Source organism: Propionibacterium ruminifibrarum (assembly GCF_900289195.1).
GTDB lineage: Bacteria > Actinomycetota > Actinomycetes > Propionibacteriales > Propionibacteriaceae > Propionibacterium > Propionibacterium ruminifibrarum.
Map to the genome: position 1 here is coordinate 1 of NZ_OMOH01000003.1, position 24,728 is coordinate 24,728.

Annotated in this window: 25 protein-coding genes and 1 pseudogene; 15 read left to right on the plus strand and 11 right to left on the minus strand. The window is 70.3% G+C overall.

The features are described from left to right. Window positions 1-624: 624 nt before the first annotated feature. Window positions 625-1,839, minus strand: coding sequence for an MFS transporter (locus PROPJV5_RS03690; protein ID WP_239018384.1), 1,215 nt, complete (start codon window positions 1,837-1,839; stop codon window positions 625-627). A 167-nt stretch (window positions 1,840-2,006) separates the two neighbouring features. Here PROPJV5_RS03690 and PROPJV5_RS03695 point away from each other — a divergent pair, with 167 nt between their 5' ends. After that, entirely contained in the window at window positions 2,007-2,393 is a 387-nt protein-coding gene (locus tag PROPJV5_RS03695) for a rhodanese-like domain-containing protein (RefSeq protein ID WP_119715009.1), read from the plus strand. A gap of 91 nt (window positions 2,394-2,484) precedes the next feature. On the opposite strand, the gene PROPJV5_RS03700 is transcribed toward PROPJV5_RS03695, so the two are convergent. Then, window positions 2,485-4,209, minus strand: a complete 1,725-nt coding sequence (locus PROPJV5_RS03700; protein ID WP_119715010.1) for a glycerol-3-phosphate dehydrogenase/oxidase — start codon at window positions 4,207-4,209, stop codon at window positions 2,485-2,487. A 402-nt stretch (window positions 4,210-4,611) separates the two neighbouring features. Here PROPJV5_RS03700 and rpsF point away from each other — a divergent pair, with 402 nt between their 5' ends. The 6 genes from rpsF (at window position 4,612) to PROPJV5_RS03730 (ending at window position 8,529) form a co-directional block, all read left to right on the plus strand. Next, complete coding sequence (gene rpsF, locus PROPJV5_RS03705; protein WP_119715011.1) at window positions 4,612-4,899, plus strand: 30S ribosomal protein S6; 288 nt, start codon at window positions 4,612-4,614, stop codon at window positions 4,897-4,899. A gap of 127 nt (window positions 4,900-5,026) precedes the next feature. Then, window positions 5,027-5,584: a single-stranded DNA-binding protein gene (locus PROPJV5_RS03710; protein WP_119715012.1), complete on the plus strand. Its 558-nt coding sequence runs from the start codon at window positions 5,027-5,029 to the stop codon at window positions 5,582-5,584. 131 nt (window positions 5,585-5,715) lie between these two features. After that, window positions 5,716-5,955 carry a 30S ribosomal protein S18 gene (gene rpsR / locus PROPJV5_RS03715; RefSeq protein ID WP_119161429.1) on the plus strand — a complete coding sequence of 80 codons (240 nt, stop codon included), beginning with the start codon at window positions 5,716-5,718 and terminating at the stop codon, window positions 5,953-5,955. A 17-nt stretch (window positions 5,956-5,972) separates the two neighbouring features. After that, window positions 5,973-6,419, plus strand: coding sequence for a 50S ribosomal protein L9 (gene rplI / locus PROPJV5_RS03720; protein WP_119715013.1), 447 nt, complete (start codon window positions 5,973-5,975; stop codon window positions 6,417-6,419). A gap of 323 nt (window positions 6,420-6,742) precedes the next feature. After that, window positions 6,743-7,576, plus strand: a complete 834-nt coding sequence (locus tag PROPJV5_RS03725; protein WP_119715014.1) for a methyltransferase domain-containing protein — start codon at window positions 6,743-6,745, stop codon at window positions 7,574-7,576. Window positions 7,577-7,701: 125 nt separating this feature from the next. Then, window positions 7,702-8,529 (plus strand): SDR family NAD(P)-dependent oxidoreductase, encoded by an 828-nt coding sequence (locus tag PROPJV5_RS03730; protein ID WP_119715015.1) that lies wholly within the window; start codon window positions 7,702-7,704, stop codon window positions 8,527-8,529. A gap of 5 nt (window positions 8,530-8,534) precedes the next feature. On the opposite strand, the gene PROPJV5_RS03735 is transcribed toward PROPJV5_RS03730, so the two are convergent. Together PROPJV5_RS03735 and PROPJV5_RS03740 are read right to left on the minus strand one after the other, a co-directional pair. Next, window positions 8,535-9,653, minus strand: coding sequence for a glycerate kinase family protein (locus tag PROPJV5_RS03735; protein ID WP_182858564.1), 1,119 nt, complete (start codon window positions 9,651-9,653; stop codon window positions 8,535-8,537). 175 nt (window positions 9,654-9,828) lie between these two features. Next, complete coding sequence (locus PROPJV5_RS03740) at window positions 9,829-10,434, minus strand: HAD family hydrolase (RefSeq protein ID WP_119715017.1); 606 nt, start codon at window positions 10,432-10,434, stop codon at window positions 9,829-9,831. Between the two features lie 412 nt (window positions 10,435-10,846). On the opposite strand from PROPJV5_RS03740, the gene PROPJV5_RS03745 reads away from it, so the two are divergent. Beyond that, on the plus strand, window positions 10,847-11,905 hold the full coding sequence (locus PROPJV5_RS03745; RefSeq protein WP_147385333.1) for a DNA-3-methyladenine glycosylase family protein: 1,059 nt from the start codon (window positions 10,847-10,849) through the stop codon (window positions 11,903-11,905). A gap of 137 nt (window positions 11,906-12,042) precedes the next feature. Beyond that, a complete protein-coding gene (locus tag PROPJV5_RS03750; RefSeq protein WP_119715019.1) occupies window positions 12,043-12,723 on the plus strand; it encodes a TIGR00266 family protein in 681 nt (226 codons plus the stop codon). A gap of 233 nt (window positions 12,724-12,956) precedes the next feature. On the opposite strand, the gene PROPJV5_RS03755 is transcribed toward PROPJV5_RS03750, so the two are convergent. The 5 genes and pseudogenes from PROPJV5_RS03755 to PROPJV5_RS12810 all read right to left on the minus strand — a co-directional run. After that, a complete protein-coding gene (locus tag PROPJV5_RS03755; RefSeq protein WP_119715288.1) occupies window positions 12,957-14,309 on the minus strand; it encodes a sensor histidine kinase in 1,353 nt (450 codons plus the stop codon). Window positions 14,310-14,383: 74 nt separating this feature from the next. Further along, complete coding sequence (locus tag PROPJV5_RS03760) at window positions 14,384-15,070, minus strand: response regulator transcription factor (RefSeq protein WP_275403699.1); 687 nt, start codon at window positions 15,068-15,070, stop codon at window positions 14,384-14,386. 5 nt (window positions 15,071-15,075) lie between these two features. Further along, window positions 15,076-15,891, minus strand: a complete 816-nt coding sequence (locus PROPJV5_RS03765) for a type 1 glutamine amidotransferase family protein (RefSeq protein ID WP_119715021.1) — start codon at window positions 15,889-15,891, stop codon at window positions 15,076-15,078. A gap of 129 nt (window positions 15,892-16,020) precedes the next feature. Next, a complete protein-coding gene (locus PROPJV5_RS03770; protein WP_119715022.1) occupies window positions 16,021-16,479 on the minus strand; it encodes a low molecular weight protein-tyrosine-phosphatase in 459 nt (152 codons plus the stop codon). A gap of 239 nt (window positions 16,480-16,718) precedes the next feature. Continuing rightward, window positions 16,719-16,937 (minus strand): annotated as a pseudogene (locus PROPJV5_RS12810) (WhiB family transcriptional regulator); the annotation flags it as partial. A gap of 303 nt (window positions 16,938-17,240) precedes the next feature. Between PROPJV5_RS12810 and argF the strand changes: the two are divergent. The 3 genes from argF to alr all read left to right on the plus strand — a co-directional run bounded on the left by argF (window position 17,241) and on the right by alr (window position 20,198). Next, entirely contained in the window at window positions 17,241-18,269 is a 1,029-nt protein-coding gene (gene argF, locus PROPJV5_RS03780) for an ornithine carbamoyltransferase (RefSeq protein ID WP_119715024.1), read from the plus strand. Window positions 18,270-18,333: 64 nt separating this feature from the next. Beyond that, window positions 18,334-18,933: a mismatch-specific DNA-glycosylase gene (locus PROPJV5_RS03785; protein WP_119715025.1), complete on the plus strand. Its 600-nt coding sequence runs from the start codon at window positions 18,334-18,336 to the stop codon at window positions 18,931-18,933. Window positions 18,934-19,067: 134 nt separating this feature from the next. Further along, window positions 19,068-20,198, plus strand: a complete 1,131-nt coding sequence (alr, locus tag PROPJV5_RS03790; protein ID WP_119715026.1) for an alanine racemase — start codon at window positions 19,068-19,070, stop codon at window positions 20,196-20,198. 22 nt (window positions 20,199-20,220) lie between these two features. Here alr and PROPJV5_RS03795 read toward each other — a convergent pair whose 3' ends face one another. Beyond that, window positions 20,221-20,928, minus strand: coding sequence for an EcsC family protein (locus PROPJV5_RS03795; protein ID WP_119715027.1), 708 nt, complete (start codon window positions 20,926-20,928; stop codon window positions 20,221-20,223). A gap of 245 nt (window positions 20,929-21,173) precedes the next feature. Here PROPJV5_RS03795 and PROPJV5_RS03800 point away from each other — a divergent pair, with 245 nt between their 5' ends. Continuing rightward, entirely contained in the window at window positions 21,174-22,463 is a 1,290-nt protein-coding gene (locus tag PROPJV5_RS03800; RefSeq protein WP_119715028.1) for a citrate synthase, read from the plus strand. Window positions 22,464-22,636: 173 nt separating this feature from the next. Further along, window positions 22,637-23,260, plus strand: coding sequence for a LysM peptidoglycan-binding domain-containing protein (locus tag PROPJV5_RS13000; protein ID WP_182858565.1), 624 nt, complete (start codon window positions 22,637-22,639; stop codon window positions 23,258-23,260). A 159-nt stretch (window positions 23,261-23,419) separates the two neighbouring features. On the opposite strand, the gene PROPJV5_RS03810 is transcribed toward PROPJV5_RS13000, so the two are convergent. Then, window positions 23,420-23,863, minus strand: a complete 444-nt coding sequence (locus PROPJV5_RS03810) for a hypothetical protein (protein ID WP_147385334.1) — start codon at window positions 23,861-23,863, stop codon at window positions 23,420-23,422. A 105-nt stretch (window positions 23,864-23,968) separates the two neighbouring features. On the opposite strand from PROPJV5_RS03810, the gene aat reads away from it, so the two are divergent. After that, on the plus strand, window positions 23,969-24,682 hold the full coding sequence (gene aat, locus PROPJV5_RS03815; protein ID WP_239018385.1) for a leucyl/phenylalanyl-tRNA--protein transferase: 714 nt from the start codon (window positions 23,969-23,971) through the stop codon (window positions 24,680-24,682). Window positions 24,683-24,728: the final 46 nt, after the last annotated feature.

Consider the following 24,728-nt stretch of genomic DNA (forward strand, 5'->3'; position numbering starts at 1 on the left):
ACAAACCACCACAAGAACCCTCATCACGGAATCTCATCCATGTGAGATCGATTTCGCAGCGGATCCTGGGGTATGTAATTATCCGGGTTGCGGTAGTCCTCCAAGAACAGTCTTTCATCCTCGATGGGGTCAGGACCCATGACCGGCCACAGCCTCCTCGCATACTGACCCCAGTGGCACACGAACCCCCGGGGCGGGGTGGACAGGAGCGGCACCACCATGGAACCGCCACAAACTGCCAGCAAGCTACCGCCCAGACCGCTCTCCCAGACAGCACATTCCGACACCGACACGCCCCCAGAAAACCCACAGACACCCCTAGGGGACAGGCGAACCCCCGTCGCACGGCATTTCGCTGGAAGCGCCCTTCGGTTCCTCGTCGTTCTACGCCACGTGGGGGACTGCTCCACGGGACGTTTCGCGAACGGAACGGCTGTGAATGCGCACTCTCGGCAGCCTCCCCGAACCGGCGTCCATCGGGCTCATGGCAGGGCTGCTGTTCACCTCATCCGGGGAACCAATTGGAACGAATCGCCCGCTGTCCGCTCCGTGCATCCCGCGCGCCACTGCACGGCCGGGGTCCGGGTCAGCAGCGGCACAACCGGTCGGGGCCACCCGGTGTCTCTAAACATTCCGGCTGCGCGCAGTCCCGGTCACCGTCATGGGGCTCATGCGTATCGAGACGAGGGCGCTGACAAGCAGGAAGGCCACGCCCACGGTGAAGGCCGGGGTGCGCCCGAAGGCGTCGGAGACGGCGCCGGCGACGAGGGGCCCGATGATGGCGCCGCCGTCGTTGCACATCGAGAAGACCGCCACCGCGGTTCCTCCCTGCACGCCTCCGGTGGCGTCCCCGACGCTGGCCGCCGGGGCGGTGCTCATGGCGGCGGCGCCGACCGCGTAGACGCACAGGACGGCGATGACCAGGCCGATCGAGCCGCTGAGCGGGACCATCATGAGGGAGACCGCCATGATGAGCCCGCCGACGATCATCGCCGGTCGGCGACCGACGGTGTCGACGAAGCGGCCCACCGGGATGACCGCGACGGTCTGGACGACGGCGGCGATCGCGAAGACGGTGCCCGTCCAGGTGGCGCTCAGTCCCAGCCCGGCCGTGATGACGAGCGGGATGAGCGCGTTGCGCACGCCGGTGGAGTTCCAGCCCTGGGCGAAGTTCGCGACGAGGGCGGCCTGGTAGCGGCTGTCGCGCAGCACGCGGCGCATCGGGATCCCCTGCGGGGCCTCCGCGTCCGAAGTGCTCGGGGCGTCCGGGCTGGTCAGCGTCCTCGGCAGCAGGGTCAGACCGAGGACACCGGCGATGAGCAGCGTGATCGCGTAGAACTCGAAGGGCGCCTGCAGACTGATACCGGCCAGCAGGCCGCCGACCGCGGGGCCCGCCATGCTCCCGATGAGGAAGCCGCTCTGGTAGAAGCCGGTCGCGCGCCCGCGCATCGTCTCGGGCACGACGGCCAGGAGCACGGTCATCGACGAGACGGTGAACAGGGCCGAACCGACACCGCCGACGGCCCGCCAGCCGAGCAGCCACCAGTAGTTGCGGGCGATGCCCATGAGGGCGCTCGAGACGGCCACGAGCAGCAGGCCGATGCCGAGCGTGGTGCGCGACCCGATCCGGGTCATCACCTGATTGCTGAACGGGCTCGTCGCCAGGCGCACCGCGGCGAACGCGGAGACGACGACGCCGACCATGAAGTCGTTGGCCTGGAAGGTGCCGGCGAACAGGGGCAGCACCGGCACGATGACGCCGAAACCCAGCCCCACGAACAGTGCGATGACGCTGAGGATGATGACGCCCCGGGGCATCCGTACGCGCTGCTGGGTCACCGCGCCACTGTACGCCCCTCAGGTGAGGGACGCCTGAGCGCCAGCTCGAAGCGGTAGGCGCCGCGCAGCGTCCCGGGCGCCTCCGCACGGCGGCGTGCCCTCGAGCGGGGGAGGGCTCTGGCGTCGGGCCCGGGGCCGGGCGGGCCGATCTCCCCTAGAATCACGGCATGGGCTGGCTGCGCAGGAGGAAGGACGACGGGGGCGGTGCACCCGCCGAGGGCAACGTCGACGTCACCACGGCCCTGCACGCGATGGCGTCGGGGGCCGTGGTCATCGACGTGCGAGCCCGGCGCGAGTACGAGCGCGGTCACATGCCCGGCGCGCGCCTGGTCGATCCGCGCGACCTCGCCGCCTCACCCGTCGACGCCATCTGGGGCGACGATCCGCTGGCCGAGACGAGCAAGCCGATCATCGTCGTGAGTTCGACCGGGTCCCGTGCCGCGGCGGCCGCCCGCGTCCTGCGCGAGGGCGGCTTCGACGCCCTGGTCCTCGCCGGGGGTCTCGTGGCCTGGGCGCGGGACGGCCAGGTGCTCATCCCCGGTCCGCCGCGCTGACGTCGAGCCGTCGGCTCCCGCAGCGGGGGCTGGATCCTGGTGCGTCCGCCCCACCTGGTGGGGCGGACGCGTCCGGCACGGCGGACGCCGGTCAGATCGGCCTGGTCAGGTGGGCCACGGCGGCCTCGTCCGTCTGCTCGGTCTCGGCCGCGGCGAGCTGCGCCACGCGCTCGGCGTAGGCCGTCCTCTCGGCATCGGCCTGCGCGTCGTCCCAGCCCAGCAGCGGGCCGGCGATCTGAAGGACCTCGTCGGCGGCGCCCAGGCCGCGGTCGCGCTGCTCCAGGTCGAGACGGATCCGGCGCAGCAGGATGTCCTCCAGGTGGGCGGCGCCCTCGTGAGTGACGGCCCACGCGACCTCGGCGCGCAGATAGCCGGGTGCCGCGGCCAGGGGGACGCCCAGGCCGGGGTCCTCGTCGATCGTTGCCAGCAGCTCCGGGGTCTCGTCGCCGTAGCGGTCGAGCAGGTGCATGACGCGGGCCAGCGTCCAGCCGCGTTCGCGGGCGATGTCACCGGCGCCGGCCACCAGGTCGTGGTAGCCGGGGGCGCCGATGAGCTGCAGGTCCTTCGTCACGCACGGGTGTGCGTGGGCCCTGGCCTCGCCGAGCGCGAAGTCGACGGCGTCGGCGGCCATGACCCGGTAGGTCGTCAGTTTTCCGCCGGCGATCGAGGTCAGACCCGGGAGGACACGGCTGACCGTGTGCTCGCGGGACACCTTCGCCGAGGAGGCCTCGGTGCCCGGCTTGAGCTGGGGCTGCAGCAGGGGGCGCAGGCCGGCGTAGACGCCGATGATGTCGTCGCGGCTGATCTTCTTCGCGAGTACCTCGTTGGCATGGTCGAGGACGTAGTCGATGTCGGCGGCCGTGGCGACGGGCCGGGCGACGTCGCCCTCCCACGGGGTGTCGGTGGTGCCGATGACCCAGTAGTCGGGCCACGGGATGATGAACAGCACCGACTTCTCGGTGCGCAGGAAGATGCCGGTTTCGGCGTCGATGGCCTGCTTGGGCAGCACGATGTGGATGCCCTTCGAGGCGAGCACCTTCAGGCCGCCGTCCTGGGTGGCCAGGTTCTGCGTCTGCTCGGTCCACACGCCGGTCGCGTTGATCGTCTGGTCGGCGTGGATGTCGTGCTCGGCGCCGGTGACCAGGTCGACGACATGGGCGCCGATGACGCGGCCGTGGTCGTCGGTGAGGTAGCCGTCGACCCTGGTGCGGTTCGCGGCCGCGGCGCCATGGGCAACGGCCGTGCGGACCAGGTCGATGACCAGGCGCGCGTCGTCGACCCGGGCGTCGTAGAAGCGGATGGCGCCTGCGAGCCTGCTCGTGTCGAGGGCCGGGGCCAGTGCCGCGGTGCCCTTGCGGGTCAGGTGCTGCTGGAGCGGGACCGTGCGGCGGCCGCGGGCGCCGGCGACCGCCAGGGCGTCATACATGCCGACGCCGACCGCCGAGTAGACGCGCTCGTACTCGTGCTTGAGGGGCCACAGGAAGGGCTGGGCCTTGACCAGGTGGGGCGCGTTGTGGGTGAGCAGCCGGCCGCGTTCGGTCAGTGCCTCGTGCACGAGGGCGAAGTTGAGCTGGTAGAGGTAGCGCAGGCCGCCGTGCACCAGCTTGGACGACCAGCTCGAGGTGCCGGAGGCCCAGTCGCCCATCTCGACGATGCCGGTGCGCAGCCCCCGGGCCGCGGCGTCGAGGGCGATACCGGCGCCCGTGATGCCGCCTCCCACGACGAGGATGTCGAGGCCCTCCGGGCCGGTCAGGTCATCGAGCGCCCGGGCGCGCTGTTCGTTGGTCAGTGCCGAGTCACGGCGGAACGTGCTCATGAAAGCTCCTTCGTGGAAACGATGAACGTGTTCCCCTTGAAGTCTTCGTGCACAAGGGTCGTCGGACAACGAATGCGCACGGAAGTGCAAGGCCAGGCTTGCCTCATGGGAGAACGGGCTGATGTTCTGCTCGCGGTGACAGAACCGGCTCAGGTCGTCCACAGTGACCGGTGGAAGGGGGCGGTGGACGACGTCCGTGCCCGCGGGTGCCGCCCGGTCCTGGGGCCGGCGCCGGGGGCGGTTCCTGGGGCAATGTTTCGGATCGGTTGCCGCCGCTTCGCCAACCCGAGTCCTGTCGCGTAGACTCGGGTCTCGGCCGCGCCCCTGTGCGTGGCCGAGCATTTGCCCTCCTGCCATGGGACCCGCTCATGGCCGCCGAGACCGAAGGAGGTGGAGTTCGCAATGCGTACCTACGAGATCATGGCCATCATCAGCCCTGATGTCGACGACCGGCAGTTGCAGCCCATCGTTGACAAGTACAGCCAGCGACTGGTCGCCGAAGGCGCCACTGTCGACAACGTCGACATCTGGGGGCGCCGTCACCTGGCCTACCCGATCGACAAGAAGACCGAGGGCCACTACGTGGTCTGCACGGTGACCGCCGAGCCCGCGGCCGTCACCGAGGTCGACCGTCTCATGTCGATCGACGAGCAGATCCTTCGGACGAAGGTCCTGCGCACCGACGCCTGATCCGGGTTCCTCGGGCCCGCAGCGACGAAACGGCGGCTTCCGCGACACACTGACTCACGTCGGGGTCGCCGGGCGGAGCGAGGCCCAGAACCCCAGGACAAGAGCAAGGACAGAGAGAAGGCACACCATGGCAGGCGAGACCCAGATCACACTCGTCGGTAATCTCACCGCTGACCCCGAGCTGCGTTTCACCCCGTCGGGGGCGGCCGTCGCCAATTTCACGGTGGCGTCCACGCCGCGCACCTTCGACCGTCAGACCAATGAGTGGCGCGACGGCGAGGCGATGTTCCTCAACTGCTCGGTCTGGCGGCAGGCCGCCGAGAACGTGGCCGAGTCGTTGACCAAGGGCATGCGGGTCATCGTGCAGGGCCGGCTGCGGGCCCGCAGCTACGACGACCGTGAGGGCAACCGCCGCACGGTGTTCGAGGTGCAGGTCGACGAGATCGGCCCCTCGCTGCGTTACGCCACGGCCCGCGTCACCCGCACCCCGTCCGGTGGTGGCGGTGGCAACTGGTCCGGCGGCGGGGCGCAGTCCTCGTACGGCGGCGGCCAGCAGCAGTCCGGCTACCAGCAGCAGGCCCCCGGCGGCCAGCAGGACTGGGGCCAGGGCTCCCAGGGCGGCGGTCAGGCCCAGCAGGTCAACGACCCGTGGGCCAACGCCCAGAGCGACGAACCGCCGTTCTGAGCACAGGCCGGGCCCCGCCACGGCGAGGCCGTCAGCCTTCACCCATGAACAGAACCAAGGCACATTCCGGTGGTAGGACACCGGGCTCATGGGACCGCCAGCCGGTCCCGCACGACTGAAGGAGCACCACAATGGCCGGTCCACAGCGCAAGTCTGTGAACAAGAAGAAGGTCGCCCCCATCAAGACGACCCATGTCGACAACATCGATTACAAGGACACCGCCACGCTGCGCAAGTTCATCTCCGAACGCGGCAAGATCCGCGCCCGCCGCGTGACCGGCCTGTCCGTCCAGGACCAGCGCAAGGTCGCCATCGCGATCAAGAACGCCCGCGAGATGGCCCTGTTGCCCTACACCTCGAACAACCGCTGAGAAGGGGAATCACTGATATGAAGCTCATTCTCACGTCCGCCGTCCAGCACCTCGGCGTCGCTGGAGATGTCGTCGAGGTCAAGGACGGCTACGGCCGCAACTACCTGCTGCCCCAGGGCTACGCGATCGCCTACAACCGCGGCACCGCCAAGCAGATCGAGGGCATCCAGCGGGCGCGGAACGCGCGCGCGATCCGCGACAACGAACACGCCCTGCAGCTGCGCGAGCAGCTCGAGGCGCTGACCGTCCAGGTGCCGGCCAACGTCTCGCCGTCGGGCAAGCTGTTCGGCGCCGTCACCGGCTCGGACATCGCCGTCGCCGTCAAGAAGGCCGGCGGCCCGGCCCTCGACAAGCGCGCGATCACGCCGGTCAAGCCGATCAAGCACCTCGGCCCCCACGCCGTCCAGATCAAGCTCACCGATGCGGTGAAGCTGCGCATCACCATCGAGGTCGTCGCCGCCTGAACCGGCGAGACCCCCGAGAACTGGTTGTGGCCGCACCCCTGGGGTGCGGCCACAACTGCGTCCGGCCCGGCTCGTGCCGGGCAGGGTGCAGGTTCCGCGGCGCCCGGGGACCGGCCGAGGCCCCGGCCCCGAGCCGCTCCCGCCCTCGCCGCGCAGGCGAGGCCGGATGCCGAGGTGTATTCGTGGGATCGGGCACGAGGCCCGGCCGATGAGTGACAGACTCCTTGTCAGGGCACGGGTGATGGACACCCCAGGCCCTGCGCCCAGCCGGTTCATCGGGCCGGCCCGGCCATCCGACGCAGGACCCGACTCGCGGAGTACAGATGATCACAGCGACCGACGATTCAGCCCTGGCCGACTACAGTCACGGCCACGACCAGAGCGTGCTGGCCTCCCACGCCGTCAGGACGGCGGCCGACAGCTGCGGCTACTTCCTCGACCGGCTCAAGCCCGGTCACAGGGTTCTCGACCTGGGGTGCGGCCCGGGGTCGATCACCCTCGACCTGGCGAGAATCGTCGGCCCGACGGGGCAGGTGGTCGGCGTCGACGCCGCTCCCGCAGCCATCGAGGCAGCGACCCGGGCAGCGGCCGCCCGGGGCGATGAGCGGACCCGGTTCCTCGTCGGCGATGTCTTCGCCCCGCCAGTCGAGGCGGGCACCTTCGACGTCGTCCACGCCCACCAGATGCTCCAGCACCTGGCCGATCCCGTCGCAGCGTTGCAGGTCATGGGACAGATGTGCGCGCCCGGCGGCGTCGTCGTGGCGCGCGACGCCGACTACGCGGGCATGCACTGGTTCCCGGCCAGCGCGGCACTGAGTTTCTGGCGGGAGATCTACAGCGCCGGGGCCAGGGCCCATGGCGGCGAACCCGACGCCGGACGCCGCCTGCTCTCGTGGGCCAACACGGCCGGGCTCCGCGTGATCAGCGCCGGTGCATCCACGTGGACCTACGCCGACGACGACTCCCGCTCGTGGTGGGCGCGCAGCCAGGCCGAGCGGGTGCGGCGCTCGAATTTCGCGGCCCAGGCCGCCGAGCAGGGCTGCACACCGGACCAGGTGGAGCAGATCGCACAGGGCTGGGAGCACTGGGGAGCCAACCCGGATGGCTGGTTCTGCATGCCGCACGGGGAGATCATCGCCAGCCCGGAGTGGACCTGAGCAGCGCACGGGTCCTGCCGCCGGGCCCGTCGCCCTGATCGCGGGCGGACGGCCGCCGCCGACCACCCGGTCGGCTTCCCGCAACGACGGACATCGTGGACCGCCCGCCCCTAGACTTGGTGCCCATGAGTGGACGCACGATGGTCATCACCGGGGCGAGCAATGGCATCGGCGCCGAAGCCGCACGCCAACTCGCCGCGCGGGACGAGAAGGTGGTGCTCGTCGGCCGCAACCCCCAGCGCACCGCCGACGTCGCCCGCCCGATCGGCGCCGACTACTTCCTCGCCGACTTCAACCACCTCGACCAGGTGCGTGAACTCGCCCGCCAGCTCGATGAGCGGTACGAGCGGATCGACGTGCTCATCAACAATGCAGGGGCCAGCGCCCCGCGGCGTCGCGTCACCGCCGACGGCTACGAGCAGGACTTCCAGGTGAACTACCTGGCGCCCTTCCTACTGACGAACCTGCTCATGCCCAGGCTCGCCCTGTCACAGGCCGCGATCATCACCACGGCTTCGGTCGGGCACCGTTTCGCCCGGCTCGACCTGGATGACCTGCAGCTCGAGAAGGGCTGGGGCGTGCTGCGCGCCTACGCCAACTCGAAACTGCTCGACATCCTCTTCACGCATCAGCTGCAGCGGCGCTTCGGGGACCTCGGCATCAACGCCATCAGCTTCCACCCCGGCGTCGTCGCCAGCGGCTTCGCCCACGACGTCGGCGGCTGGCTCGGCTGGTGGTATCGCTCGCGGCTGGGCGGGCTCCTCATGACCAAGCCCGCCGCGGCGGCCGAGAACCTGGTCATCCTCGCCGAGGGCACGCCCGGCGAGGACTGGGAGCCGGGCGCCTACTATGCCGGCCGCACGCGCGGCAGGACCACTGCGCAGGCCCGCAACCGCAGGCTCGCCGAACGCGTCTGGTCGCTGACCGCCGAGCTGCTCGACATCGAGGCCTGACCGGTTCAGCGCCGCGCACGCACCCAGTCCGCGACCGCGGCGCGAAGCTGCCGGCCAGTGTCTTCGTCCCCACCCGGTGTCGCGTCCTCGGGCGGCGCGACGGCCACGAGTTCGGCCACGCCATGATCGAGCAGCGCGCCGGCGTCGGCGGGGACGGGCCCGGTGAAGACGACGACCGGGACCCTCGGTTCGCCGGCTGCCGCGGCGACGCCGGAGGCCGTGGAACCGGCGGGCCCATGGACGCCGATGACGTCCCCGCCGGTGAGCACCGCCGTGGCGCCCGGCAGGGCGGCGTGCAGGCCGCTGGCCTCGATGACGAGGTCGACGCCCGAACGCATCCGGCCGTTGAGGAAGGTGAGGATCGCCCAGCCCAGGCCGCCGGCGGCACCGGCGCCGGGGGCCGCAGAGATCGAGACACCGCGGGTTCCGCACAGTGCCGCCAGGCGGGTCAGCAGGGTGTCGAGCAGGGTGACGTGCTGTGGTGTCGCGCCTTTCCGCGGGCCGGTCGTCGCGCTCGTCCCGTGTGCGCCGAGCAGGGGCGCGTCGACGTCGCAGACGGCCTCGACCTCGAGGTCCGCCAGCCGGGGGTCCAGGCCACTGACGTCGACACTGGCCAGACGCGCCAACCCCGCGGGTGTCGTTGCGACCGGTTCCTCCCTCGCGTCGAGGAACCGCACCCCGAGTGCGGCCAGCATCCCGGCGCCGCCGTCGTTGGTGGCGGTTTCCCCCAGCCCGATCACGAGCCTGCGCGCCCCGGCGTCGAGCGCGGCGCTGATGAGCTCGCCGGCCCCGTACGAGTCGGAGCCGAGAACGTCGCGGCGGGCCGGTTCCACCAGCTCCAGGCCGCAGGCGCTGGCGGCGTCGAGGACGACGGTGCCACCGGCATGGTGGATGACCCCGGTGACCGGTTTCCCCACGGCGTCGTGGACGGGCACGGCGACCGGCTCGGCGCCGAGCGCGGACGCCAGGGTCTGGGCGAGACCCGCCCCGTCGTCACCCACGGGGCAGCAGGTGGTTTCGGCGCCGGGATCGGCGTCGTGGACGCCGGCGGCCATCGCCCCGGCGGCTTCGACGGGCGTCAGTGACTCCGCGAAGGAGCCGGGCGCCAGCACATATCGGCTCATCAAGGACCTCTGGATCGTTTGCCGCACCTGACGGACGCAGTCCGCCTCGGTGCCGCCCCGTCGCGGCATCAGGTGCTGTCGGCGGCCCGTGCCCCGCCGATGTCCCCATCGTAACGACGGAACCGGACCGGGTGAAATCCTCGCCGGCCCCGGGCGGTCAGGGGGCCGTGGCCTGTCAGGAGCCGATGAGGCCGTGCTCCAGCAGGACTGCGCGCAGGCCCCTCGTGCCCGAGTCCCTGTCGAAGAGCACCCCCCGGATGCCGAGGGTCTGGGCGGCCGCGACGTTCTCACCGACGTCATCGACGAACAGGGTTGCTCGCGGGTCGCACCCGAGTTCGTCGAGGATGATCTGGAAGAAGCGCGGATCGGGTTTGGCAACTCCCATCTGGTACGAGTAGAAGGCCCCGTCGGTGTGCAGCTCGTAGCCCTTCTCGGCGATCATTCGCCTGCCGCGCCGGGGCTGCTGGTTGGTCGCCAGGTAGACGCGCACGCCGTGCCTGCGCACCTCGTCGAGCAGGTCGAAGACGCCGGGCACCGTGTGGGTCTCGTGCCAGACGTTGAGCACCTCGTCGGGGTCGACGTCGACGTCCTTGTCGGCGATGAACGAGGTGATCGCGGCGCGCAGGTCGGTGGTGCCGTCCAAGGAGGGGGGCTCCAGCCGCAGGATCTCCGCCAGGGTCGCCCTGTCCCCGAACAGGCGCTCCATGCCCGAGGCGAAATTCGGGTTGTGCTGAGTCACACCGTCAGCGTCCAGCAGGAGCGTGGCGATGGGCGGGGTCACGATATTCCTCCATTGGAATCCGAAGTCGGCGCATCCAAGTGTGCCAGATGCCGGCGCTCGGACGACTCAGCCGCGACGGGGCACGGGCCATGGGATGACCGGATGCGCCGTCGTGGCCGGTCGGCTGAGTTACACCGATGTTGTTGTACACACTGTGGACAACCCTTGTGGAAAAACCCGCTGAACAGGGTGAAACACCTAGTGAAACGCCTGTGCAGAGCACCCTCTGGCGTCGCGTGCGCGAGCTGGTGCGAACAGGATCCGGCCCGTGGGTTGGGGTTTCGTCCCGCCCGAGGACCCCGACACGGACGTAATTACAGGCGTGTGAGTTGTACACATTGTGGACAACTCCTGTGGACAACCCGGCTCGGCGTCCCCAGAACTGTCGGTGCCGGCGCCTACCGTCAGGGCCATGACCACGACAGAGGTGAACGTCGGGCGCGCAACCGCCCGGGCGGGCGGGCGGCGCACCGTCAGGGGTGCCGCGCATCGGCTCGACGCGATGCTCAGGCGCATCGCCAAGGGCCCGGCCGACCCCACCCACCAAAGACTCGGGCCGCGGCACTGGCTGCGAGCCACCGGCACTCTGCAGGGGCCGGCCCTGGTCGAGCTGGCCGGGGACGGGCCCGATGTGCGCGTGAGCGCCTGGGGCCCGGGCGCCACGTGGTCCCTCGAACAGGCGCCCCGCCTGCTCGGCTGCCACGACGATCCGGCCGGCTTCGAGGCCCTGGCCGCGCTCAACCCGGTGCTGGCGGCCGCGCACGCCGCCGACCGGGGCCTGCGCATCGGCGCCACCGACAACCTCGCCGAGGCGCTCGCCCCCGCCGTCATCGAGCAGAAGGTCACCGTGCCCGAAGCCTTCGGCGGTCTGCGCCGGCTCATCACCGGGTACGGGCGGGTCCCGCCCCTACCCGCGGGGCCACTAGGGGAGCGGGCCGCTCGCATGAGGGTGCCACCAGGCGCCCACGAGTGGTGCACCGTGCCGAGCTTCGCGTTCACCCGCGCCGGCGTCGACGGACGACGCGCGGCCGTGCTGGTCGCCGCCATGCGCCGCTGCGCCTCACTCGAACGCGCCCTCACTGGCGCCGGGAGCGGGGCGGAGCGTGCCCGGCTGCTGCGGACGATCCCGGGCATCGGGCCGTGGTCGGCGGCCAGGGTGCTGCAGTGGGCCTGGGGCGATCCCGATGCGTGGAGCGTCGACGACTTCCACGTCCCGCGGCTCATGGCCGTGGCGCTCACCGGGCACCGGGGCGACGGCGAGGCGGCCGAGCAGGCCCTCGAGCCCTATCGGCCCCATCGTTACCGGGTCGAACTGCTGCTGGCACCCGCAGTGGCCCGCGCAGACCGCCGCGGCGCCCGGCTGAGCCTGCCCGAGCACGTGCCGGGCATCCGTCCGCGGTCACGCCCCGGAGGGCGCAACCCCCACTGGACGGGCCCGTCCCGTGCAGGGCATCGCCCGTGCGCATCGTGACCCGGGCGCGAGGCGGCCCCGCGTTCGGGTGCCGCGGCGGAGCCGCCGCCCCGCACGGCGCCGCGCGGCAGCCGGTGCCCCCCCGGTTCCTGCCCGCTGCGTGAGCGCTGGGCGTGGCACTCTGAAAGACTGGGCGCATGGAAATCCAACTTCGGCACACCCCCTCGTTCGGCGTGGCCCGTCTTCTGCTTGCGGGCAACGAACCAGTCACCGTGCAGAGCGGCGCCCTCATGGCCTACAGCGCGGCCATGACCGTCGACGCGACGACCGGGGGCGGCGTCATGAAAGGCCTGAAACGTTCGGTGCTGAGCGGTGAGAGTTTCTTCGTCTCGACCGTCACCGCGCCCCCGCAGGGCGGGTGGGCCGATGTCGTGGGCACCCTGCCCGGCGACATCATCGCCCTGCCCATCGTGCCCAACCACGACCAGTTCATCACCCGGGGCAGCTGGGTGGCCAGCTCCTTCGGCGTCTCCACCGAGACGAAGTGGGCCGGCGCCCGCAATCTCCTCGGCGGGGAGGGCGGTTTCGGTCTGCGCGCCTTCGGCGAGGGGCAGGCGCTGGTGAGCGTCTACGGCGCCCTCGACGTCATGGACCTCGGCCCCGGCGAGCAGGTCATCATCGACACCGGCCATGTCGTCTCGTACGACATGAGCATGAACGTCGAACTGCGCCAGTCCAGCAAGAGCCTGTGGCGCACGGTGAAGAGCGGCGAGGGTTTCGTCTTCCTGTTCACCGGCCCCGGCAGGGTGCTGGTGCAGTCACGCAACCCGCGCGACCTCAACGCCTACATCGCCGCGCACGCCCCCGGATCGAGCTGATCCGCGCCCGCACGTTCTCAGACATCGCGTCCTCCCGGCCCGCGGGGGCGGTTGCGGCCGGGCGGCCTGCTCGTCCCCTGGGTGATGCGAGTCGGCTTGGTGCTCTTCTCCGTAATCATCGGGGCCATCGGTGACGCGGTCAGTCTGCGCGTGGCCGTGGCCCTGCTGCCCGTCACGGCCGTAGGCGTACCGACGCTGCTCGGCACGGGGTCGGCCCCACGCCGAGCAGCGCGTCACTCGCCCTCGCCCTCCGCAAGGGCCTCCGGCGGGGCGGGGGGAAGGTACAGGGTGAACATGGCGCCCCCGCCCGGGGCGTTGTCCGCCCCGACCATGCCGCCGTGCGCACCGACCGTGTGCGCCACGATCGACAGCCCCAGGCCGGTTCCCGGGGTGTTCCGCGCCTTGTTGGAACGGTAGAACCGGTCGAAGATGTGCGGCAGGTCGTCGGGCGCGATGCCGGGCCCCTCGTCCGAGACGGTCAGGGTGCCGCCGGTGAGATCGACGTGGACCGTGCCGCCCTCGGGGCTGAACTTCACCGCGTTGTCGAGCAGATTCGTCACCGCCCGCTCGAGGTTGTCCGGCTCGCCGACGACGAAGTACGACTCGGTGCGAACATCGAAGGTGAGGCCCTTGCCGCGCCGTTTCGCCCTCGTCACGGCGGCGTCGACGACGTTCGCGAAGTCGAGCGGTTCGGGACTGGGCAGTACCACCTCGTCGCGGCTGAGCTGCACCAGGTCACCGACGAGCGAGGTGAACTCGCCCAGCTGAGCCGCCACGTCATCGAGGATCTCGGCGCGTGCGCCGGGCGGCAGCATGCCGGTGTTCTCGTCCGCCACGAGCAGCTCGATGTTCGTGCGCATCGAGGTGAGCGGGGTGCGCAGCTCGTGGCCGGCATCGGCGATGAGCCGCTTCTGTCGTTCCCGGCTGGACTCCAGCGAGATCATCATCTGGTCGAAACTGCGTGACAGGTCACCCAGTTCGTCATCCCTGGTGGAACCGATGGGGGTGAACCTGTCGGTGGCGATGACGTGTCGCACGGCGTCGGAGAGCTGACGCAACGGCCGCATGACCCTGGCGCCGGCCCGGAAGCCCAGGAAGGCGGCCAGTACCACGAAGGCCAGACCGATCCACAGGATGACGGTGCGCAGGGTGTCGATGGTGCTCAGCACCGGACCGAGCGGGCGGGCCAGGACGAGGGCGTAGCCGGCGCTGTCCTCGGAGGCCATCGGCACCGCCACGAGGCGGTACTTGGTGTGGGTGGAGCCCAGCTCGACGGTGCGAGCCGATTTCCCGTACTGGACGCGGGCGACACGGAGCTCGGGATCGCCGGGTTCGATCGAGACCTGTTCGTCCTGCACGCGAAGGATCGTCCGGTCGGACTTCACGAGGACGATGTTCACATTGGCCGCGGCCAGCGAGGTGCTGTTCAGCCCGCCCAGGCTCGTCACATCGGACTGGATCGGCGTGACCATGTAGCCGGCCGCCGTGACCAGCTCCTCGTCGATCTCATCGTAGAGGGCGCGCTGGGTGACGACGTAGGTCGTCAGCCCGACGGCGGCCACCGCCACGGCGACGGCGAGGGCCATGAGCACGCTGAACTTCTGCTGCAGGTCGCGTCCGCTGCGCTTGGAGATCCGGCGGAGCCGGATGATGAATCGTCTCACGATTCTGCTTCACGCAGGACGTAGCCGACGCCGCGCACCGTGTGGATGAGGCGCGGCTCGCCGCCCTGCTCGGTCTTGCGGCGCAGATAGCCGATGTAAACCTCGAGCGAGTTGGCCGTGGTGGGGAACTCGAAGCCCCAGACCTCGTTGAGCAGCCAGCTGCGTTCGAGCACCTTCGTCGGGTTCTTCATGAAGGTCTGCAGCAGCGCGAACTCGGTGCGGGTCAGCGTGATGTGCCGGCCGCCCCGGGTGACCTCGCGGGTGGTCGGCGACAGACGCAGGTTCGAGAAGGTCAACGTCTCATCGGCCTGGGACTGATCCGGGTGGTTGCGCCGGGTCAGGGCGCGCAGCCGGGCGAGCAGCTCGTCGAGCGCGAAGGGCTTGACCATGTAGTCGTCGGCGCCGGCATCGAGCCCGTCCACGCGGTCGCCCACGGCGTCCCGGGCCGTCAGGACGAGGATGGGCACGTCATTGCCGCTGGCGCGCAGCATGCGCGTCGTCTCGAGCCCGTCCAGGCGGGGCATCATCACGTCCATGACGATGGCGTCGGGGCGCTGGGCGGAGAGCTTGGCGAGCGCGTCGACGCCGTCCTCGGCGGTCTCGACCTCGTAGCCGCTGTAGTGCAGCGACCTGGCGAGGGAGTCGCGGACGGCCTGGTCGTCGTCGACGACGAGGATCTTCATGGGCATCAGGTGGCCTCCCCACTGGCGGATGGTGACGAATTGGCCCCGGCCGGCTCCGGGGAGGGGTCTGCTTCACCCGCGGCGGGGGCCGCAGCGGTGTTGTCGTTGCTCGTGGTGGGGAAGGGGACGGCGCGTGTGCGTCGGATGCGTACGTCTCCGCCGTCGCAGTGCAGCCACTGGACGATGCCGTCACCGAGCGCGTCGAAGGAGCCGCTGACCGGGTCGATGAGGAGCGTCACGCCCTCGTCGAGGGCCACCGCGTACGATGCGGCACTCGTGATGACGGCGGTGATCGCCCGCTCCAGGCGGTGGTGGGTGTCGGTGCAGGTCTCGACCGTCGTGCCGATGATGGCCAGGCCCTCGGCCATGACGACATCGCCCGCGCCCGAGGTCTCTGCGGCGACCCGGCGGCCACCGGAGAGCGAGCCGGAGACGATGGCGTGCTTGGCGACCAGGCGTGCTCCGGCACCCAGCCCCAGGTAGGCGAGCCCACCGCGGATCGCGCGGGCCAGCGCTGCGCGACGCTCGCCGAGCGCTTCGAGCCAGGCGGCGCCGTCGACGTCGGTGACGACGAGTCCGCTCAGCTGCCCGAGGTCGTCCGGCAGCGCCAGCGGCTCGCCGGGTACGAGACGGAGGGCTTCGGCCTCGACCGCTCCCGCGTCGCCCAGCCGGGCGGCGAGAGCATCGAACTGCTCTGGTCCCCGGTCGCCGCCGACGATGATCCCGACCCGTCCGCTGCGCGCGCCCGCGGCCTTGGCGAACCGCGCCACGACGGGCTCGGGCAGTTCGCGCGGGTCGGCGCCGGACAGGAGAATGCTCATGTGCCAAGCCTACCGAGGCTCGGCGTGGAGCAGGGGAGGGGCTGTGGGCGAGTTCTCAACGGACGGGTCGCCGAAAAACGCATGCCACTTCGGGACTCGCGTCTGACGGCGGTGGCCCGGCCCGGCGGCTCACCAGGTGCTCGTCTCGGCCAGCAGCGCCGGCATGGCCGCCTCGATGACCTCAAGGGTCGATTCGAAACCAGCCGGGCCGCCGTACCAGGGGTCGGGCACGTCGGTGCCCTCGCGGCCGGGGACGAAATCGGTGAGCAGGCGTACCGTACCGGCCGCGGCCCCCATCGTGACGAGCCGGTCGACCTGGTAGGACTCCATCGCGACGAGCAGGCGCGCCCCGAGTTCGTCCCGGGTGATGCGGTGGGCGAGGTGGTGGCCCGGCTCGTAGCCGTGGGTCAGCAGGCAGCGCGCCGCACGCGGATCGATGGGGTTGCCGTGCTCCTCACCGCTGATCCCCGCCGAACCGATGCGCAGCACGACGCCGGCCTCGGCGGCCTTCGCCCTGGCCACCTGCTCGGCCATCGTGGAGCGGCAGATGTTGCCCAGGCAGACGAAGACGAGGTTGGCTCGTCTCATGCGTGTCCCCGGCGGGTCCCCCGGTGCGCCGTTCCCGGCCCCGGCGCCGACCCGCACCCGGTACCCCGCGTGCGGCGGCCGCTCTGGGGAGTGGGGAAGGGGGAGTCGTCGGTGAGGCGCCCTGCCGTGGCAACGCCGATTCTCGCCGTATCGAAGGACGCCGTGCGCACGGTACGGCCCGGTGCCGTGCCGGGGCCGCCGCCTGACATGGCGGCCTTGATGGTGCCCAGACCGAAGGCGTCCCACCAGCTCTTCACGCCGGGACGCTCGCGCAGCAGCGCACGCCGTTCGCGCTCGGTCATGCCGCCCCAGATGCCCCACTCGATCCGGTCGTCGAGAGCGACCGCCAGGCATTCCCTCCGGACGGGGCATTTCGTGCAGATGCCCCTCGCGCTCTGCTGCGCCGAGGCCTCGGGGAAGAGATCGTCGCCCATGCCGCGGCATGCGGCGTGCATCATCCACTCGTACTCTTCGCCGGTTCTCGGGCGCCCCTCGTTGCGCGCCACCATGTCGAGTTCTCCTTCCTCAGCGCAGAGGTGCACGGCCCGGACGGGCCACGACCGAGGTGAAGAGAGCGCCGCGAACGTCAGCTACGTAGCGCACACTTCGATGAAGCCACCCTCATTGATCGCTCCTACGTTGGTCCAGTGCTACCCGGTTTCGGGAAAAAGTGCAAGCCGGACGGGTAACGGGGTTCGCCTGGCGGGCCGGGCGGCCCGTGCCCGGTAGAGTGTTCAGCCCACGCGAGGTGAGGGGGAAACATGTCAGTCGATCTGCGCGGCCGCAGCTTCTTGAAGGAGGCCGACTTCACTCCCGAGGAGTGGGCCTGGCTCCTGCGTCTCGCCAGTGAGCTGAAGGCCGCGAAGAAGGCCGGCGCCGAACGCCAGCACCTCGTCGGCAAGAACATCGCGCTGCTGTTCGAGAAGACCTCCACGCGGACCCGGTGCGCCTTCGAGGTGGGCGCCCATGACCAGGGCGCCCACGTCACCTATCTCGACCCCTCCGGCTCCCAGCTCGGCCACAAGGAGTCCATCGCGGATACCGCGCGCGTGCTGGGCCGCATGTTCGACGGCATCGAGTACCGGGGTTTCGGGCAGGAGCGCGTCGAGGAGCTCGCCGCCAAGGCCGGCGTCCCCGTCTGGAACGGGCTGACCGACGAGTGGCACCCCACCCAGATGCTCGCCGACCAGCTCACGATGACCGAGCACACGGGCCGCCCCCTGGCCGAGATCTCCGTGGCCTACATCGGAGACGCCCGCTTCAACGAGGCGAACTCCCACCTCGTCTCCGGTGCCCTGTCGGGCATGGACATGCGCGTCATCGCGCCGAAGCAGCTGCAGAACGACTCCGGGGTGCGGGCCACGGCGGCTCGTATCGCCGAGACCACGGGTGCCCGCCTGACCATCACCGATGACCTTGGTGCCGTCGAGGGCGTCGACTTCGTCTCGACCGACGTGTGGGTCTCGATGGGCGAGCCGGTGGAGGTCTGGAACGAGCGCATCGAGCTGCTGCGCCCCTACCAGGTCAATCGCGCCCTGCTCGAGGCCACCGGCAACGCCGACGTCAAGGTGCTGCACTGCCTGCCCGCCTTCCACGACCTGGGCACCACCATCGGACGGCAGATCCACGAGGCCACCGGCATGAGCGCTCTCGAGGTCAGCGACGACGTCTTCGAGGCCAACGCCGATGTCATCTTCGACGAGGCCGAGAACCGGATGCACACGATCAAGGCGGTCATGGTGGCGACCCTGGCCGAGGACATGATCGCGCCCCGCGCCATCAACTGGTGAGCGCCCGCGCCGGCCGGCGCCCCCGGCTGTTGCACCTCGCACGCCCGCGGCCGAGGATTGGTCCGTGAGGTTCACCAGGGAGCAGCTGCGGGCCTGCTACGGGATGCGGGTGCCAGATCTGCTGCCCAACCCGTTGCGTCTGCTCTTCGTCGGCATCAACCCCAGCCTGTCGAGTGCCGCCGCAGGGGCGCACTTCGCCACGAGGGGCAACCGGTTCTACCCGGCGCTCGCCGCGGCGGGCATCGTCCGCGACGTCATCGATGCCTCGGACGGCTACCCTCCCGAGGGTCTCGCGCAGCTGCGGGAGGCCGGTGTCGGTGTGACGAACATCGTCGCCGGGGCGACTGCCCGTGCTGATGAGCTGAGCCGCGACCAGTTGCGGGCCGGAGCGGCAGCGCTCGTCGTGCGGGTCGCCCAACTGCACCCGAAGGTCGTCGCGATCCTGGGCGTCACCGCGTACCGCACGGCCTTCGCCCGCCCCGGGGCGGTGACGGGGGAGCAGCCCGATCCCATCGCCTGGGACGACGGCACCGGGGAGAGCAGGGTCTTCGTCCTGCCCAATCCCAGCGGTCTCAACGCCCACGAGACGGTCGACTCCCTCGCCGCGGCCTATGCCGAGGCGGCGCGCGCGGCAGGCATCCCGCCCGCCCTGACGGGCCCCTGAGATTGTCCTGGCGAGGGCCCCTGACCGATTCCGTGCAAATGCCCGTGACCAGTGCTTTCGCCGCTGGTCACGGACGGTTCGCGCAGCACCGGTCCCGGTGGAGGTCCGCTCACCTGCGGTGACAGGATGTGCACATGCTGTATGCGACCCACGCCGAGATCAGTCTCAGGGCCCTCGCCGCGAACGCCCGCGCACTCCGCGAGCGGGCGGCCGGCCGCAAGGTGCTCGCCGCGGTCAAGGCGAACGCCTACGGCCACGGCGCGGTGAACGTCGCGCACACCCTGGAGCGGGGCCACCTCGTCGACTGGTTCGGCGTCGCCACCGTGCCCGAGGGCATCGAGCTGCGTGACGCCGGCATCTCGCTACCGATCCTGAAACTCTCCCACTCCTTCCCCGAGGAACTCGAGGAACAGCTCGCCTCCGGCATCACGCCCACGGTCGTCGACAGCGCCAGTGCCGCCCTGGTCGCCCGCGTCGCCGGTGACATGGGCCGGGTCAAGGTCCACCTGGCCGTCGACACCGGCATGGGGCGCATCGGCTGCGCGCCCGACGACGCCCTCACCGTCGCCCGCCGCATCGACGAGCTGGGGCTCGTCCTCGAAGGGGTCTTCACTCACCTGCCGATCAGCGACACCCCCGAGGGCCACGACTTCACCGTCGGCCAGCTGCGCCGGTTCAACGACACGGTCGCCGCGATCCAGGCCGACCGCGCGACCCGCGACCTGCCGCCGGTGCCTCTCATCCACGGCGCCGCGTCGGCGGCACTGCTCGGACACGACCTCACCGGCCTGACGATGGTGCGTCCCGGCGTCGCCATGTACGGCATGTACCCCGACCCCGCCACGCCGAAGACCGTCGACCTGGAACCGGTCATGTCGCTCTACAGCCGCGTCAGCATGATCAAGCACGTTCCGGCGGGCACGACGATCGGCTACGGCCGCACGTGGCGGGCCCCCACCAACCGCTGGATAGCCACGGTGCCGATCGGCTACGGCGACGGGTTCAACCGGCTGAACTCCAACACCGGGCGCATGCTCATCAACGGGCGCAGCTTCCCGATCGCCGGGCGGGTCTGCATGGACCAGACGATGCTCGACCTCGGCGAGCGGGACGACCACGGCGTGCGCCCCGGCAACAAGGTCACAGTCCTGGGGGCGGACGGCGACCAGCGGATCACCGCCGACGAACTCGCCGAACGCGCCCGCACCATCAACTACGAGGTGACGACCTCGCTCGGCTCACGCGTGCTGAAGATGCCGTACTGACCCGGACCGCACCGGGGCGGCCCTACTCGGACTGGGTGATCGACCGTCGCACGACGAACTGTTGGCGCGCGTAGCGGGCGACCGCCCAGGTCGAGTAGCCGTCGGTGGCCATGCCGACCCCACCGCCGATCACCGGCACCCGCTTGCTCACGAAGGAGACGGTCTGCTTCGTACCGGCCCGCCCGAGCAGCGACGACAGAACCTGTTCGGCGATCTGCTGCTCGAGATCCTCGTCGGGGACGGGTGCCGTTGCGATGCCCAGCGGCGTGCTCGGCAGCTTGCCGTCGGTGACGAGGACATCGACGGTGCGTCGTCCCAGCAGCGTGATCCAGATGGCCTGGCGCACGCGCGGGTCGTCGAGGTCGTATCCGCGCAGATGGGCGATCGCCGCGACCATGCGTGTCTGGATCACCGTGACGGCGGCGAGGTTGGCCGGGATGCCGGCAACGGCCGTGATGGCCCCGCCGAGATTCGTCACGAAGCCCTGGGCGCCGGCCATGGAGGTATGGGCGCGTGCGATGGCGTCGATGGCGGCCTCGGTACCGCCCCGCTGCCGGCCGAGGGCGGTGGCGGCGGCCTCCCGGGCCCCGGGCAGTCTTGCGACGCCGTTGATGGCGTAGTCCGCCACGTGGCGCAGCGCATTCGCAGTGGGCCCTGAGGCGACCACCGGGACGATCGACACGAGAGCGCCGCCGATGTCCGTCGCCGACGGTTTCTTGATGAGAGCCATGGGACCTCCTGAACCAGCTATCTCCACCGTAGCCGAGGTCCGGACGGGCCGTCCCCGCCTGCCGGGCGTCCACCGCCGTGGGCATGCGGCCAGGGGCCGGCTCGGGGATCGTAATATGGACCGGTTACTGAACGCCGATGACGGCGTCATCAGGCCTCCGGTCGCAGACCCGACGCCCCAGTCCGGCGCACGTGTCCCGAGTCTCCGCGGGGAGAGGCGGCCATTGACCTAAGGAAGGACGCGCTGTGACGGAATTCGCCACACTCGAGATCGACGGTAAGACCTACCAGCTGCCCATCGCGGTGGGCAGTTGCGGCGAGAGGGCCATCGACATCAGCTCGCTGCGCGCCGAGTCCGGTTACATCACCCTGGACGAGGGATACCGCAACACCGGCTCATGCAGCTCGGCCATCACGTTCATCGACGGCGAGAAGGGGATTCTGCGGTACCGCGGCATCCCGATCGAGACCCTCGCCGAGAAGTCGGATTTCCTCGAGGTCGCCCAGCTGCTCATCTTCGGTCACCTGCCGACGAAGGCGCAGACCCAGAGCTTCAGCGACCTGCTCACCGAGAACGCCGCACTGCACACCTCGATGAGCAAGCACTACGACGCCTTCCCCGAGCAGGCGAACCCGATGGCCATCCTGTCGGCCATGATCAACGCGCTGTCGTCCCACGACCGCCCGAGGATCGACCCCGGGGACGACGCGATGCTCGAGCGCTACGCGGCCAACCTCATGTCGAAGGTGCGCACCATCGCCGCCGGCTCCTACAAGACCTCGGTGGGTGAACCGATCGTCTACCCGCGCCAGGACCACCGCTACGCGCAGAACTTCCTGCACATGATGTTCTCGCTGCCCTACAAGGAGTTCTACCCGAGCGAGGCCCAGGCGCACGCGCTGGACCTGTTCTTCATGCTGCACGCCGACCACGAGCAGAACTGCTCCACCTCGACCGTGCGCATGGTGGCCTCGGGCAATGCGAACCTGTACGCCTCGTGCTCCGCCGGCGTCGACGCCCTGTGGGGTTCGCGTCACGGCGGCGCCAATGTCGCCGTCGTCCAGATGCTCCAGCGCCTGCGACGCGAGGGCATCAGCCCCGCACGGTTCCTCGCCGACGTCAAGGACCGCAGGAACTCGGTGCGTCTCATGGGCTTCGGCCACCGGGTCTACAAGACGATGGACCCACGCGCCAGGCTGCTCGGCGACACGGCCGACCGGCTGCTCGAGTCGATGCACGTCGAGGACCCGCTGCTCGACCTGGCCCGCGAGCTCGCCGACGTGGCCCGGGCCGATGACTACTTCGTCGAGCGCCACCTGTACCCGAACGTCGACTTCTTCTCCGGTGTCATCCTGCGGGCCCTCGGCATCCCCCTCAGCATGTACACGGTGATGTTCGCGATCGGGCGGGTTCCCGGCTGGATCGCCAACTGGCGCGAGATCATCTTCGACGAGAGCACCCGCATCTACCGCCCGCGCCAGATCTACACGGGCCCGGCCGAGACCGAGTGGGTCGACCTCGAGGACCGCGCGTAGTGGGCCCGACCCGGCCCACCTGAGGCGTTCCTGAGAAGAGACTCGGCTGAAGAATCTTGGTTTTCACAGAAAAACCTTCTGACTGGGGATTTCGCTTGACAGGAAACCTCCTTTCCTGAGAAAAACTGAGAACAAGGGTTGGATTCTCTCAGGAACTGTCGCATGATGGAGCCATGGCAAAGACACTCTCTCGAATTGCTTCCGTTGCTGCTGCGGCGGCCCTCGCCGGTGGCGTCTCCGTGACTGCGGCGCAGAGTGCGTCGGCAGAAGATGTCAACTGGGACGCCATCGCCAACTGCGAGTCCGGCGGCAACTGGAGCACCAACACAGGTAATGGCTACTACGGTGGCCTTCAGTTCTCCCAGAGCACGTGGGCCGCTTACGGCGGCTCGGGCAGTGCTTCCGATGCCTCCCGCGAGGAGCAGATCGCCGTCGCCGAGCGCGTGCTCGCGGGCCAGGGCCTCGGCGCGTGGCCGGTCTGTGGCGCCAACGCCTACTCCGGTGAGAGCTACCAGGGCACCAACACCGGGGGCTCCTCCTACGACTACGACTACTCGTACCAGGACGGCTCCTACGACTACGCGTACGAGGACACCAGCTCCTACGACTACGGGTACGACTACTCCGAGAGCTACGAGGCCACCCGTGAGGCCACCGGCACCTACGAGATCCAGCCCGGTGACACCCTCAGTTCCATCGCTGAGGCCCACGGCACCACCTGGCAGGAGCTCGCCGCCCTCAACAGCAACATCGTCGACGCGAACCTGATCTACGCAGGCGAGACCATCAACGTCTGACCCCAGACCCTCCAGAAGGGCCCCATCCGTGCGGATGGGGCCCTTCTGCGTGTGAACGGGGTCCGGCCCGACGGTCTGCTGCGGGTTCGCCCCGCCCGGGGCGCGTGCCGAGCCGTCGGGTCGCCCGGCTGTCCTGGCCGCGGCGTCGAGCGGGGCCGGTCAGCGGCCGGGGCTCCGCTTCGGCGTGCCGCGGCGCAGGCTGAGCCCGACGGCGACGGCCGCGGTACCGGCCCACGAGACGAGCAGGCCGATGAGCCCCGCCGCCTCGCCGCCGATCGCGGTCAGCGGGATGGCCATCGCCAGGGTGATGACCAGGTCGCGCGTGCGCGCCCGGCGCTCGGCCGAGCCGTGCTGCTCTTCCAGCTGTTGCTGGTACTGGCGCTGCTGCCAGTCGGCCGCCAGCTTCGCGTTCACATCGGCGACGAAGGCGTCCACGACATCGCCACGAAGATTCGGGCCCAGTTCGGCGCTCGCGTCCATCGCCGCCAGCGCATCGGTTCGCGAGACGAGCGGCGGAGGCGCTGCGTCCGGCCGGGTGGCGCCGGTGCTCGAGGGGGTGTATGGCGTGTGCCTGTACGGCCAGCCCGTGGACATCTGACTCATGACGACCATTGAACCCCCGGGAGTTCGGCGTTGTCATCCGACGTCAGGATGAGAAACGGTTCCGTCCGCGGTGCGACTGCCGGTGCGGACGCATACATTGGGCCCGTGCTCACAGATCTCTTCGGCGACGTGTCGCAGTGGCCCGACCAGGACCTGGTCGGGTTCACCGAGACGCTCGACGCCGATTTCACGCTGGCCGCCTACGCCGCCGGCCTGTTCCCGATGCCCCTGCACGAATCGGGCTACGAGGGCATCGGCTGGTGGTCCCCGGTCAACCGTGGCGTCCTGCCCCTGCAGGGCCTGCGGGTCAGCCACAGCCTCAGACGCTCCCTCAACCGGTACACGACGAGCATCGACCGGGACTTCGAGCGCGTGCTCCTCGGTTGCGCCGACCCCTCGCGCCCCTACGGGTGGATCGACGAGGACATCCGGGCCGTCTACACCGAACTGCACGAACGCGGCTGGGTGCACTCGGTCGAGACCTGGGACGACGAGGGCCGCCTGGTCGGCGGGCTGTACGGCGTCAGCGTCCGCGGGCTCTTCGCCGGGGAGTCCATGTTCCACGATCCCCGGTACGGCCGTGACGCGTCGAAGGTGGCGCTCGTGCGCCTCGTCGACGAGTTGAGTGTCGACGGCCGGGCGGCACTGCTCGACGTGCAGTGGCTCACCCCTCACCTGGCGAGCCTCGGCGGGGTCGAGGTGCCGCGCAGGCACTACCTCGAACTGCTCGGTGACGCTCTCGGCGAGCCCGGCGCGCCGTGGCCCAGGCCCGCCGAGAGCACCCGTCGTGGCAGGGCGCCCGAGGGCCTGCCACGGTGACGGCCCGGGCGCAGCGCGCCGGTGACGCCGCTCGGACGTCGGGGTA

Bases quoted from the DNA above. Each gene is read 5' to 3' on its own strand.
- argF (WP_119715024.1), top strand. From the start codon at position 17,241: ATGTCAGTCGATCTGCGCGGCCGCAGCTTCTTGAAGGAGGCCGACTTC.
- PROPJV5_RS03750 (WP_119715019.1), top strand. From the start codon at position 12,043: ATGGAAATCCAACTTCGGCACACCCCCTCGTTCGGCGTGGCCCGTCTT.
- PROPJV5_RS03700 (WP_119715010.1), bottom strand. From the start codon at position 4,209: ATGAGCACGTTCCGCCGTGACTCGGCACTGACCAACGAACAGCGCGCC.
- PROPJV5_RS03730 (WP_119715015.1), top strand. From the start codon at position 7,702: ATGAGTGGACGCACGATGGTCATCACCGGGGCGAGCAATGGCATCGGC.
- PROPJV5_RS03810 (WP_147385334.1), bottom strand. From the start codon at position 23,863: ATGAGTCAGATGTCCACGGGCTGGCCGTACAGGCACACGCCATACACC.
- rpsR (WP_119161429.1), top strand. From the start codon at position 5,716: ATGGCCGGTCCACAGCGCAAGTCTGTGAACAAGAAGAAGGTCGCCCCC.
- rplI (WP_119715013.1), top strand. From the start codon at position 5,973: ATGAAGCTCATTCTCACGTCCGCCGTCCAGCACCTCGGCGTCGCTGGA.
- PROPJV5_RS03760 (WP_275403699.1), bottom strand. From the start codon at position 15,070: ATGAAGATCCTCGTCGTCGACGACGACCAGGCCGTCCGCGACTCCCTC.
- rpsF (WP_119715011.1), top strand. From the start codon at position 4,612: ATGCGTACCTACGAGATCATGGCCATCATCAGCCCTGATGTCGACGAC.
- PROPJV5_RS03755 (WP_119715288.1), bottom strand. From the start codon at position 14,309: ATGGCCCTCGCCGTCGCCGTGGCGGTGGCCGCCGTCGGGCTGACGACC.
- PROPJV5_RS03725 (WP_119715014.1), top strand. From the start codon at position 6,743: ATGATCACAGCGACCGACGATTCAGCCCTGGCCGACTACAGTCACGGC.
- PROPJV5_RS03695 (WP_119715009.1), top strand. From the start codon at position 2,007: ATGGGCTGGCTGCGCAGGAGGAAGGACGACGGGGGCGGTGCACCCGCC.
- PROPJV5_RS03745 (WP_147385333.1), top strand. From the start codon at position 10,847: ATGACCACGACAGAGGTGAACGTCGGGCGCGCAACCGCCCGGGCGGGC.
- alr (WP_119715026.1), top strand. From the start codon at position 19,068: ATGCTGTATGCGACCCACGCCGAGATCAGTCTCAGGGCCCTCGCCGCG.
- PROPJV5_RS13000 (WP_182858565.1), top strand. From the start codon at position 22,637: ATGGCAAAGACACTCTCTCGAATTGCTTCCGTTGCTGCTGCGGCGGCC.
- PROPJV5_RS03770 (WP_119715022.1), bottom strand. From the start codon at position 16,479: ATGAGACGAGCCAACCTCGTCTTCGTCTGCCTGGGCAACATCTGCCGC.
- PROPJV5_RS03710 (WP_119715012.1), top strand. From the start codon at position 5,027: ATGGCAGGCGAGACCCAGATCACACTCGTCGGTAATCTCACCGCTGAC.
- PROPJV5_RS03795 (WP_119715027.1), bottom strand. From the start codon at position 20,928: ATGGCTCTCATCAAGAAACCGTCGGCGACGGACATCGGCGGCGCTCTC.
- PROPJV5_RS03735 (WP_182858564.1), bottom strand. From the start codon at position 9,653: ATGAGCCGATATGTGCTGGCGCCCGGCTCCTTCGCGGAGTCACTGACG.
- PROPJV5_RS03765 (WP_119715021.1), bottom strand. From the start codon at position 15,891: ATGAGCATTCTCCTGTCCGGCGCCGACCCGCGCGAACTGCCCGAGCCC.